The organism is Streptococcus vestibularis ATCC 49124 (genome assembly GCF_000188295.1).
Lineage (GTDB): Bacteria > Bacillota > Bacilli > Lactobacillales > Streptococcaceae > Streptococcus > Streptococcus vestibularis.
This window is the reverse complement of record NZ_GL831112.1, coordinates 363,197-374,177: the sequence shown is the minus strand read 5'-3', so window position 1 is coordinate 374,177 and position 10,981 is coordinate 363,197. Positions and strand designations below refer to the sequence as shown.

Genomic DNA, 10,981 nt, shown 5'->3' with positions numbered 1-10,981 from the left:
AAGATTATTATAATTTCATCTCATTTGAAAATTAAGAATAAACATGGAAATCACAGCTATACACAATACAAGACTTTCCGCTGTGCGAAAGGTGAGAGAAGCACTATTGCTTCTCTCACTCGGAAGTCGCTTCCGTCCACAGCACCCAAGGAAAGTCTTAAATAAAAAAGAAAAAAACAGAGATGTCTACTAACATCTCTGCTTCATAATAGGATTAGGAGGTTTTATGCTTCTTATTCAGCATCTTTTTCTTTGATAACCAAGACACCATCTTCCATATCAGCTTCTAGGTGTTTAGCATCAAGGTTATCCAAGTGGAAGTCTGTGACTTTGTCACGGATTTGTTGTTCAACCACACGACGGAGTGGACGAACCCCCATGACTTCATCGTAACCTTCTTCAGTCATGTATTCTTTAGCAGCTTCGCTAACTGCCAAGTCAATGTCTTTCTTAGAAAGCGTCTTGTTAACTTCAACCAACATAAGGTCTACAATCTTAGAAAGATCTTCTTTGCTCAAGTGTGAGAATTCGATGACAGCATTGAAGCGGTTAAGGAATTCTGGACGGAAGTAAGGTTTCAAACGATCCATGAGTTCTGGTTTATCAGCATCTTCTGTCAAGTTAGCTTCGTAACCAAATCCTGCGTTTGAAGTTGCGATAATCACAGTATTCTTGAAGTTTACAGTGTTACCTTGACCATCTGTCAAACGACCATCGTCCAAAACTTGGAGGAGAAGGGTGATGACTTGAGGGTCAGCCTTTTCAATTTCGTCGAGAAGGACGATTGAGTATGGGTTACGGCGAACACGTTCTGTCAAAGTATTGCTATTGTCATCATAACCAACATAACCAGCTGTTGTACCAATCAATTTAGAAACAGCTGTGCGGTCGCTGTATTCTGACATGTCCAAACGGATGATAGCATCTTTAGTTCCGAACATATCAAGAGCCAATTGTTTAGCCAACTCAGTTTTACCAACACCAGTAGGTCCTACAAAGAGGAAGCTACCGATTGGACGGTTACCTTCGTCAAATCCTGCACGGTTACGACGGATGGCACGTGCCACTGCTTCAACGGCTTTATCTTGACCGATAACCTTAGTTTGCAAACGGTGACCCATATCTTTCAAACGTTCGATATCAGTTGCACCCATTTGTGACACTGGAATACCAGTCATACGTTCTACAGATTCAGCCACATCGTTGACAGTTGCAGTGACTTTAAGGTCTTCTGTATGGTTGGCAATTTTCTTTTCAAGTTCTTCAATACGAACCTTAGCATTTAGAGCTGCTTCGTAGTCTTCTTTGGCAGCTGCAGCTTCTTGTTTAGCTTTTTCTTCTTCAATTTCATGTTCAACAGCATTCACATCAGTCACTGGGTGTTGAGCAGCCAAGTGAGCAGCTGTTACATCGACAAGGTCGATAGCCTTATCTGGTAAGCTACGTTGTGGAATATATTGTACAGAGAAATCTACTGCTGCTTTCAAAACATCATCTGGTAAGATAACATTGTGGTGTTTTTCATAAAGGTCACGGATACCTTGGAGAATCTTGAAGGTATCTTCAGCAGATGGAGCATTAACCTTAACTTCGTTGAAACGACGAGCTAGGGCAGCGTTCTTCAAGATAGTGTTACGGTATTCATCTTGAGTTGTTGCACCAATCACTGTCAATTCACCACGTGAAAGAGCAGGTTTCAAAATATCAGCCAGACCTTTAGATCCTTGACCATCGCCAGTGCTTCCAGCACCAAGAATTTGGTGGATTTCATCGAAGAATAGGATAATATTTCCAGCTTCTTTGACTTCATTTACCAAGTTTTGAATGTTTTCTTCAAAACTACCACGGTATTGAGTACCAGCTTCAAGTCCAGAAATATCAATTGAGATGATTTCTTTGTTCTTGATAGCAGCTGGGACATCACCATTGACGATGGCTTGAGCCAAACCTTCAACTACGGCTGTTTTACCAACCCCAGCGTCCCCGACAAGGACTGGGTTATTTTTTGTACGACGAGCCAAGATTTCGCAAGCTTCTTGGATTTCTTTGTTACGTCCAATAACTGGATCCAATTTACCTTCACGAGCTTCTTCAGTCAAGTTACGACCAAGTTTAGCAAGAATACCATCTTGTTTAGGTCCTTTACCTTGTTGTTGAGTTGGGTTGACTGCTTCACCTTCATTACCAGGCAATTGACCTGTTTGGCGGTAAATAGCAAATTCTTCAGGTGTCACTTCACGACCGTTAATCATGTAGCGACGGTTTTCTGAACGGTAACCACCCATGTTACCCATCAATTGATTGAAAAGATCGTCCATATTGTTAAAGTTGTTGTTCATATAATTACCTCGTTTTGTGTTATCTTGTGAAATTTCTTAAACGTTATTTTTATGTTAATGTATTTTCTGACTTTTACTGACCAAAACCCTAAAAATTTTTAGTAGCTTCAACTACTCTTCTAATAATTTCAGGTTTTGCTCTTGGTAGGAGACTGAGAACTTTCACAGTCTTAAATAAATTATCATTTAGCATAAGAGCCACCTTCTTTCTGTGAATCTCTCAATATAGCTAACTTCCAAGCCTCTTTCAAAACTATGAATAGCTTTTTCAGAAAGAAACTTATACATTAAGGAATCCTTTTTCCTTATAGCTTTATCATATACCTTTCATTTAATCAGGTCAAGAATTTAGTTTTGACTTTTACTGACCTTTTAGATGAAAATTTTTGCAGACTAGCTGCAATCCTTTTTATTGGTATATGGGCTATTGACACAGCCTTCATAAGGATTTCATTTCCTTATGCTTATATTCTACAACATTGGTCAGTAATAGTCAATAGTTTTGTTTGACTTTTTTTGACCTTTGTCATATTTTTGTGCAGCCAAACCAAAATAACTTTATAACCAGTATTTAGGCAAGCACTGCAAGATTTATAAGGAAGCTAAATCCTTATGACACTATCATACACTATTAGTCAGCAAAGGTCAAAGGTTTTGTTTGATCTTTTTTGACCTTTTGGAAAATAATTTACGGAAAGTAAAAAAGCCTACCAGAGGTAGACCTTCTATAAAACTATTTTACTCTAATCGGTACGCGTCCGAAGTTTTGTTCGGAAAGCTCGGGGTTACCTAATTGGTAAACATTATCTGCTTGCTGTGTAAGCAGATCCCAAGGCTCCCTTCCAATACGAGCCACTATATCAACAGACTTTTTCACAGATTTGAGATGAGACTGTCCTTTTTGAGAAAATCCAAGCACATGAACAGCCTGGGGCAAAGGATTATCCACAGCTTCGACCAGGATATAGGTCAAAATACGACGTACTCGTGCTTTTGTATAGCGTTTGGTTGCTACCTTATCCACCAGTTCCTCCACAGAAGACACCTCGCGGATAACAGCTTTTAAACGACTAGCAATCTCTTCGTTAACTTGAAAAATAGTGGTCAAATCAGGGTTTGTAAGAATCTGATAACTCAACAATTGGAAATAATTATCCCAAGAGACCTGTGGAGAAGTCTGAAAAAGCTTGCTATTGGGCATGAACTTATCCACAAAATCGCTATCTTGCTTGTGGAGACGTAGACTCGTCGCTGAGGCGAAAGATACTTCCTTGTCTGAGGAATGATAACCGGCTCCTTGTCTCTGGATAGGATTCAACTTAATGCCCTTACCAGCACAAGCTTTGGCATAGGCTAGCCCTAGGATATGGTTGGGTGTATTGCCAGTGAAATCCACACCAGCAAACTTTTCCCACATTTTTTGTGTCTTTTGTGGATAAGATAAGTCACTCGGTAAATTTTCTACAAAAGCTTCCATATCCTCTGACTTTTCAGCATAGACATCTGCTATTGCCTGGTAATCTAGGACTTCTTCCGTTCCAAAAGTAAGGCTATCAATTCCCAGTCGGGACAAGATATCGACGGCTCCAGCAGCAAAATAATCGGCAGACTGGACTGCCGTCAAGAAAGGCAACTCAACCACGAGATCTGCCCCATTTTCCAAAGCCATCTGAGCTCTAGTCCACTTATCCACAATAGCTGGCTCACCTCGCTGAACAAAGTTCCCAGACATGGCAACGATTTTTACGCCTTCAGCCTGATCCAAGAGATACTTGTGACCGTTATGAAAAGGATTGAACTCAGCAATAATACCTGTAACTGTCATAGGCTCTTACTTTTGGGCCACAAAGAACCAACGGGCACTAGTTTCTGTCGGTTCCTTATCCTCAAAATCGGCGTAAAGTTTGAAGGATTTGAAGCCAGCCTGCTCCAACAAGATATCATAAGTCAAAACCTCATAGGTGCGTTCCTCATGCACCTCATCATGACGGCTAAAGCTTCCATCTTCCTCTTGGACAAAGAAAGTTAATTCATGGACAATAGAATGCGGAGCCGCATCCTCATAGGTATCCCAGAGCATAGCAAAGTCTTCTGCATTTTCATGGTAGGAATAGCCAGGGAAAACCTCATCCGTCTGATAGGTTGAGTGTACATCAAAGATAAAGACGCCATCTTCATTCAGTGCATTATAAACCTCCTTGAAGACGTCCCCAACCTCTACTTCATCCTGCATATAGCAGATAGAATCTGAGTAGCAAGTCACAAAATCATATTTGCCCGCTTGCGATAAATCCAACATGTTGCCTTCGATAAAATCGATTTTCTGCTTGGCGGAAGACGCACGCTTCTGAGCAACCTTCAACATGTCAGCACTCAAATCAAGTCCAGTAACATCAAAACCGACTTGGGAAAAACGTACAGATTGAATACCAGTCCCACAAGCTAATTCAAGCAATTTCTTTTTATCCTTAGTCTTTGGCAGATGACGGAGGGAAAAATCCGTCCACAAATCGTAAAGGCTGTCATCCATAACAGCGTCGTAGACCGCCGCAAAAGTTTCATAAGTAGCCATAATGATGATACCAAGTCCGTCCGTAATCAAAATGAAAATTAGGAGCTTGGACTTGGAGGAATCTCCAAGACAAAGCTGTCTATTTTCCGACGATTACAGGACGGGTTCAAATCCTTTCTAAGATACAAAGAGCGTCAAAAGCACAGAGAAAATAGGAAACTTTCTGCCGTATCGTTAGATACAAAGAAAGTTTATCTTTTTCTCACAGCTTTTAGTTCGTGTTCAGCTTCAACATTAACCAAACTCGACGCTCTCACCTTTCTAACAATTTTCTTCTAAAATAAGCAAATAAAACCCAGTTGACTACAACTGAGTTCATTATCTTATGCCAAATAGGCTGACACATCCATCATCGGTGCTTCATGCCAGAGTTTTTCAAGGTTATAGTGAGCACGTTCGTCTTCTGTAAAGATGTGAACAACAACGTCGTTCAGGTCCAAAAGAATCCAACCACCCTTGTTGTCACCTTCCATGTGACTAGCATCAAGGCCAGCTTCTTTAACTTTCTCACGGATGTTGTCGGCAATAGCTTCCAACTGACGGCTATTCATTGCACTCAAAATAACAAAGTAATCTGTTAGGCTAGTAAGACCATACAAATCTAGGGCAACAATGTCTTCAGCTCGCTTTTCATCAGCAGCTTTGACAACCAATTCAAGTAATTCTTCTTTCATTTAATCCTCTTTCATTAAAAAATCGTTTTGTAATCTAAGACATCTGCAAAACGTTCATCTCAAATGTTCTCGTAAAAATCATTAATTGTTTCTGCTGGAATGTCGTCTCCATCAAAGGTTGTAACAGTACCTTCGGGAACGACTAGCTTGTAGCCATGTTCGAAAGCAACTTTAACGGATGTATCAACACAATACTCCGTCTGCATACCGCATAAGACTAGTTTCTCAATTCCTTGTTGATCCAAGTATTCCTTTAATCCAGTCTCTTTAAAAATGCTATTGTATCGCTTCTGAAAAACCTTTTCATCAGACTGTCTCTTTAATAGTGGCGATAATTTCCAATCTTCCGAGGTTAGAGCTTCTTCCGTTTCAATATGCTGAATATAGATAATTTCAATCTGCTGTTTTCTAGCCTGATCTTGTAAATAAGAGATTTTCTCTAACAGCTTTTGTGTTTCAAAACCTGTTTCTACTAAGATATTTTGTACATCAATAATAATAAAAGCTGTTTTCACTTACTAATCCTCTTTCAAGCAATGCACAAAAGCATTATAGGTTTCAAGAGTTTGGGGATAAATCGGCAAGGCCTGGTGGGCCAAGTGTTCTACCGTATGGACTGTTTCAAAAGCAACTGCCTTATCCAAGGATTGCTCTGCTACTTGTCTAGCTTCCTCTACCAAAGGGAAATTACGGTTATGCTCAATATAATCAGCCACATAGACAATCTTATCTAGGGTTGACATTTCATGGCTTCCGACAGTATGAATCTCAATACTGCGTAGAATATCAGAATCAGTCAATCCCAAATCTTCTTGGATTTTGTAAATCCCAACCATGCCATGCCAGACATTGTTCCCCCATTTTTTCAATTCAGGATCAAGCTTATATTTATCAATAAGCTCCAAGAATTCCTGATCTGGAAGTTCCTTGGCATAATCATGAAGGAGGCCAGCCAAGCCAGCTTTCTCAGTATCATATTCGTACTTTTCAGCAAGAGTAATAGCAGCTCTCTCAACACCCAGAACATGATTGAAGCGTTTAGGACTCATGACCGCTCGAACTTTTTCAAGGAGTTCTTCACGAGAATAGTCTAAATATTTTTCATAGGTCATTTATAGAGCCCCGCTTTCTTGATGTAGGCAAGTACAGACTGTGGCACCATAAAGTTAGGTGTGCGATCCTTCTTAATGTAGGCTCTGACTGCACTCGAACTAATATCCATAAGGGGCACATCAACCCAAATAACTGGATAAGAGGTTCCAGCCTTATACTTAGGACGCTGAACACCCACAAATTGGACCATCTCGATAAGTTCGTCAATGCGATGCCATGTAGGCAGATAGTCGACCATATCAGCACCAATAATGAAGTAATAATCCGTATCAGGATTGGCCTCTGTCAAGAGTTTCATGGTGTCATAGGTATAGCTGATTCCCTTGCGCTCAAACTCGATGGTTTCAATATCCAAACCTTCGATGCCGTTAATAGCCAACATGAGCATATTTAGGCGATGCTGTTCATCAATAGTCTCTTTTTTATCGACATGAGGCGGCTCAAACTCAGGCATAAGAAGAACTTCATCAAGGCCTAACTGCTGACGTACCTGGTCCGCAACAACCAAGTGAGCATTGTGAACAGGGTTGAAATTTCCACCCAAAATTCCCACCTGCTTACGGCCAGTATCTTTGATTTCTTCTTCTAGTTGAACCTTTGTAAATGGGGTTACGAGATCCAGTGCCATTTACGCCTCCTCTTACTCAAACATCATCTAAATAACTGTTCTTTTGCCTTTAAGGTTTCAAAAGTCATCAACTATTTTTGGATGGCTTTAACCTTTGGTGATAACTTACGATTTTCTTTTTTAGCTGATTCTTTGTAAAGAATCAAGATACGTCCAATCTTTAGAACTGTATCACAGCCGATTTCTTCTTCCAAAATTTCAGCAACTTCATGGATATCTTCCATGGTATTTTGGAGTAGGGTTACTTTGATCAATTCACGGGCATCGAGAGCATTACGAACGCTCGTTTTGATGTGGTCGTTCAGACCGTTTTTTCCGATTTGTACAATAGGTTTGAGAGTGTGTGCTTCCGATTTGAGGAAAGCACGTTGTTTTGATGTTAGTGACATGTTTATTCCTTATAATTACTTTATTAAGTTTAAATAATCGCTTTTCGTACGACGACGCCAACACCTTCTGGTGCCCAGGCGGCAACGATGGTTGGTTGGTCAGCTTTTCCTTGAACACGAATCCAGCCTAATCCTGAGAAGACAATGTCTGTCTTATCTTTGATAGTAAATTCGTGACGAACAAGTTTTGGAAAATCAGCTAGATCCTTTGGTCCAGGAGGCATGAGAAGACTTCCAACATGCTTATCATAGAAGGCATCTGCTCCTTCAAGTTTAGTACGATGAAGCTTCAAGTTATTATCAAAGAAGGCTGTAAAACCTTGTTTATCACCATCAATAAAGTCAAAGCGTCCTAGTCCACCTAGGAATAGGGTTTGGCTTGCATTTAACTGATAAGTCTTCGGCTTAATTTCCTTCTTAGGACTAACGTACTTGAGGTCCTTGGCTGACAGATAGTGTGCCATCTGGTGGCGATGAATAATTCCTGGAGTATCAAAAATATAAGTACCATCATCCAGCGGAATCTCAATCTTATCAAGGGTCGTTCCTGGGAAACGAGAGGTAGTGATAATATCTTTATCACCTGTAATTTCCTTGATAATCGCATTGATTAAGGTTGATTTACCAACATTCGTCACACCGACAACATAAACATCACGACCCTTACGGAGTTTTTCAATACGCTGAATCAACTCTTTAATGGCGTGGTGATTTTGGGCAGACGTCAACATGACATCCACGGGACGCATGCCTTCTTCGTGGGCACGTTCTGTCAACCATTGGGTTACCTTACCATCTTTAACGGATTTAGGTAGGATATCCTTTTTATTTCCGACCAAGAGCACATCATTCCCAGAAACAAAGCGTGATAAGCCTGGTATGATTGATCCATTAAAATCAAAAATATCAACGACATTAACAACGAGGGCATCACTGTCTCCAACTTCATGAAGCAATTTTAAAAATTCATCATCTGTGATGTGGACATCCACAATCTCATTGTAATGACGAAGACGAAAACAGCGTTGGCAATATAACTCACCTGTTTCTTCGGCCTTTTTAATAGAGCTAGCAGGTGTGAAACCTGCTTTTTCTTTATCTTCTGTTTGAATTTGGGCTCCACACCCAATACAAAATAATTCTTCCATTAAATTCCTTTGTTAAAGGTCATTGGACCATATGCTTTTTCAATTTTTTTCCACATGCGACGTTCACGCCAACGGTTTAATTTGGTTACCCAAGCATCTGATTTCACCAAAGGCTTAACCAAAATCGAGCGAATGCCAGCTCGGTGGCTAGCTCTGATATCAGTCATGAGCTGATCTCCCACCATAACAACCTCGTCTCGATTAAAGTGGTAACGCTCAATCGCTTCATTAATGCCTTTAGTGAAAGGCTTCATGGCACGACTCACGAAATCCACATGGAAATTGGCAACCGCACGTTCAACACGTTCATGTTTGTTGTTAGAGACCACAACCACCGGAATGTCAGCCTCTGTCATTTCATCTAACCAAGCACGTAGCTCAGGAGTCCCATCAGGGTTGTTCCAAGCAATCAAGGTATTATCCAAATCGACCAAGACAGCACGAATACCGTGTTCACGTAGCTGGTCAGGTTTCAAATCATAAACAGCCTCCACCATAAAATGGGGCCTGTAATCGTCTATACTCATTTTCTCTCCAAAATGTTAGTTTACCTCTTATTCTACCATATTTTTAAGGTTTATGTGTGGGACTTAAGTCCTATTTTTTAAGAACATCAATGACACGACGGTATAGAAAAAGAGCCACAATCACTCAGGCTCCATTCTTATCTTTGAATTTTTTCTTGTTTTTTAAGGGTAACTAAATTCTTAAGCGATATGATGATAACAGCAAGAACAATTAAAAACATTCCAACCACATCAATGGCAAAGAAGCGGTCCCCCATAATTAATACGGTCAAAATGACCGACGCTATAGGTTCTACCGAAGCCAAGAGACTTCCTTTGACAGCTCCAACCATGGTTGTCCCCTTAAGGAAAACGGTGTAAGCAAAGACTGTCCCAATGAAGATCAAACCAAAAAGCGCTAAGAGATTTCCCCCAGTCAAAGAAAGCTTATACTTCCAAGCTTGGATAACAATCGGAAAGATTAAACCACCAATCAACAGACCTAAACCAATGACAATCAAACTTCCCCATTTTTCAATAGCCTTAGCAGGCAGTAAGATATAAATTGCATAGGTCACCGCCGAAAAGAGACCCCAGAACAAGCCCAGAGGTGTAATCGCCAGCTCCCTTATCTGACCATGCGTTGCGATGGTAAAGGTTCCCACAATAGCCAGGATAATCGCTACTAGCTCTGCTGCTGTTGGAAACCTACGATATTTTGCACATACAAAAGCCAGGATGATAACTGGGGTGACATACTGCAAGACCGTCGCTGTCCCAGCATTAGTGTATTGAATAGCACTAAGATAGGCGTACTGATTTAGTACCAGACCAAAGAGAGCAAATAAGGCGATACTTACTAAGGTTTTTCTATCTTTAATAGCTTGTACTAATTTGTCTCGCTGCCTAAAAAAGACCGAAGCCGTTAGTAAAATACCGGACAGAAGCAAACGTAAACTCGTCAAAAGATTGACATTAACACCATGAGCCATTAGGTATTGACCAGAAACTCCTGAAAATCCCCAGGCAATTCCTGCTGCCAATACCATCAAGCTCCCTTTTAGTTGTTTAGACATGTGTTTTCCTCGATTATGATAATGATTAATTATTATATCACAGAGTGGATAAGGTAAGCGGTTACCCCATAAAACTTAAACTGTTTTTCTTGAGGAATTTTCAAGCGACCAACCGACAATCCAGCCAAAGACTGAAAGATAATTTTCAAGTACTCCAATAGCATTGACTGAGTGATGATGTTGAAGATAGCTAAGGAAATGATTAGTCCCAATCACAAGGCCTCCAATAATCAAAGCTATCAGCACAGCTCTCAGATAAAACCAATCGTATTTGAGATTCACAGCAAGAAGGATGATTAGAACTGCCACATTCCAGATACCAATCTCCCTCTGCCAACCAACTGAAATGCCGTACCCCAAGTGACTTCCCATATAAGTTGGGAAGAACAGCTGAAAAATAATAGCACCAGTCATGTCCAGGATGACGAGGATAAATAGGACTCTTAAGAATTTGTTCATGGGGGGTGCTCCTACTTAATAGATGTTTTATTGAATACCATTAGTATAAGAAAAAAGACCTTAACAAAGTTAAGATC

Annotated in this window: 12 protein-coding genes; all 12 read right to left on the bottom strand. The window is 40.4% G+C overall.

The window, feature by feature from the left end:
- Positions 1-233: 233 nt before the first annotated feature.
- Positions 234-2,339 carry an AAA family ATPase gene (locus tag HMPREF9425_RS01965; protein WP_003094808.1) on the bottom strand — a complete coding sequence of 702 codons (2,106 nt, stop codon included), beginning with the start codon at positions 2,337-2,339 and terminating at the stop codon, positions 234-236.
- A 733-nt stretch (positions 2,340-3,072) separates the two neighbouring features.
- Positions 3,073-4,164, bottom strand: coding sequence for a nucleotidyltransferase (locus tag HMPREF9425_RS01960; protein WP_003096290.1), 1,092 nt, complete (start codon positions 4,162-4,164; stop codon positions 3,073-3,075).
- Positions 4,165-4,170: 6 nt separating this feature from the next.
- Positions 4,171-4,911 (bottom strand): class I SAM-dependent DNA methyltransferase, encoded by a 741-nt coding sequence (locus tag HMPREF9425_RS01955; protein ID WP_264472446.1) that lies wholly within the window; start codon positions 4,909-4,911, stop codon positions 4,171-4,173.
- A 323-nt stretch (positions 4,912-5,234) separates the two neighbouring features.
- Positions 5,235-5,585 carry a ribosome silencing factor gene (rsfS, locus tag HMPREF9425_RS01950; protein WP_003093907.1) on the bottom strand — a complete coding sequence of 117 codons (351 nt, stop codon included), beginning with the start codon at positions 5,583-5,585 and terminating at the stop codon, positions 5,235-5,237.
- 59 nt (positions 5,586-5,644) lie between these two features.
- Positions 5,645-6,100 carry a cysteine hydrolase family protein gene (locus HMPREF9425_RS01945; protein ID WP_003096285.1) on the bottom strand — a complete coding sequence of 152 codons (456 nt, stop codon included), beginning with the start codon at positions 6,098-6,100 and terminating at the stop codon, positions 5,645-5,647.
- A 3-nt stretch (positions 6,101-6,103) separates the two neighbouring features.
- Positions 6,104-6,697 (bottom strand): bis(5'-nucleosyl)-tetraphosphatase (symmetrical) YqeK, encoded by a 594-nt coding sequence (yqeK, locus tag HMPREF9425_RS01940; protein ID WP_003093370.1) that lies wholly within the window; start codon positions 6,695-6,697, stop codon positions 6,104-6,106.
- On the bottom strand, positions 6,694-7,326 hold the full coding sequence (locus HMPREF9425_RS01935; protein ID WP_003096283.1) for a nicotinate-nucleotide adenylyltransferase: 633 nt from the start codon (positions 7,324-7,326) through the stop codon (positions 6,694-6,696). The genes yqeK and HMPREF9425_RS01935 overlap by 4 nt, the downstream gene beginning before the upstream one ends.
- Before the next feature lie 71 nt (positions 7,327-7,397).
- Positions 7,398-7,715 (bottom strand): ribosome assembly RNA-binding protein YhbY, encoded by a 318-nt coding sequence (yhbY, locus tag HMPREF9425_RS01930; protein WP_002884193.1) that lies wholly within the window; start codon positions 7,713-7,715, stop codon positions 7,398-7,400.
- A 29-nt stretch (positions 7,716-7,744) separates the two neighbouring features.
- Positions 7,745-8,863 carry a ribosome biogenesis GTPase YqeH gene (gene yqeH, locus HMPREF9425_RS01925; protein WP_003096281.1) on the bottom strand — a complete coding sequence of 373 codons (1,119 nt, stop codon included), beginning with the start codon at positions 8,861-8,863 and terminating at the stop codon, positions 7,745-7,747.
- On the bottom strand, positions 8,863-9,390 hold the full coding sequence (locus HMPREF9425_RS01920; protein WP_003096279.1) for a YqeG family HAD IIIA-type phosphatase: 528 nt from the start codon (positions 9,388-9,390) through the stop codon (positions 8,863-8,865). The genes yqeH and HMPREF9425_RS01920 overlap by 1 nt, the downstream gene beginning before the upstream one ends.
- A 137-nt stretch (positions 9,391-9,527) precedes the next feature.
- Positions 9,528-10,445 (bottom strand): DMT family transporter, encoded by a 918-nt coding sequence (locus tag HMPREF9425_RS01915; protein ID WP_003096277.1) that lies wholly within the window; start codon positions 10,443-10,445, stop codon positions 9,528-9,530.
- A 75-nt stretch (positions 10,446-10,520) separates the two neighbouring features.
- Complete coding sequence (locus HMPREF9425_RS01910; RefSeq protein WP_003096275.1) at positions 10,521-10,904, bottom strand: hypothetical protein; 384 nt, start codon at positions 10,902-10,904, stop codon at positions 10,521-10,523.
- Between the last annotated feature and the right edge of the window lie 77 nt (positions 10,905-10,981).

What these genes read in the sequence shown, in the direction of transcription:
- HMPREF9425_RS01965 (WP_003094808.1), bottom strand. Translation starts at nt 2,339, where the DNA reads ATGAACAACAACTTTAACAATATGGACGATCTTTTCAATCAATTGATG.
- HMPREF9425_RS01960 (WP_003096290.1), bottom strand. Translation starts at nt 4,164, where the DNA reads ATGACAGTTACAGGTATTATTGCTGAGTTCAATCCTTTTCATAACGGT.
- HMPREF9425_RS01955 (WP_264472446.1), bottom strand. Translation starts at nt 4,911, where the DNA reads ATGGCTACTTATGAAACTTTTGCGGCGGTCTACGACGCTGTTATGGAT.
- rsfS (WP_003093907.1), bottom strand. Translation starts at nt 5,585, where the DNA reads ATGAAAGAAGAATTACTTGAATTGGTTGTCAAAGCTGCTGATGAAAAG.
- yqeK (WP_003093370.1), bottom strand. Translation starts at nt 6,697, where the DNA reads ATGACCTATGAAAAATATTTAGACTATTCTCGTGAAGAACTCCTTGAA.
- HMPREF9425_RS01935 (WP_003096283.1), bottom strand. Translation starts at nt 7,326, where the DNA reads ATGGCACTGGATCTCGTAACCCCATTTACAAAGGTTCAACTAGAAGAA.
- yhbY (WP_002884193.1), bottom strand. Translation starts at nt 7,715, where the DNA reads ATGTCACTAACATCAAAACAACGTGCTTTCCTCAAATCGGAAGCACAC.
- yqeH (WP_003096281.1), bottom strand. Translation starts at nt 8,863, where the DNA reads ATGGAAGAATTATTTTGTATTGGGTGTGGAGCCCAAATTCAAACAGAA.
- HMPREF9425_RS01920 (WP_003096279.1), bottom strand. Translation starts at nt 9,390, where the DNA reads ATGAGTATAGACGATTACAGGCCCCATTTTATGGTGGAGGCTGTTTAT.
- HMPREF9425_RS01915 (WP_003096277.1), bottom strand. Translation starts at nt 10,445, where the DNA reads ATGTCTAAACAACTAAAAGGGAGCTTGATGGTATTGGCAGCAGGAATT.
- HMPREF9425_RS01910 (WP_003096275.1), bottom strand. Translation starts at nt 10,904, where the DNA reads ATGAACAAATTCTTAAGAGTCCTATTTATCCTCGTCATCCTGGACATG.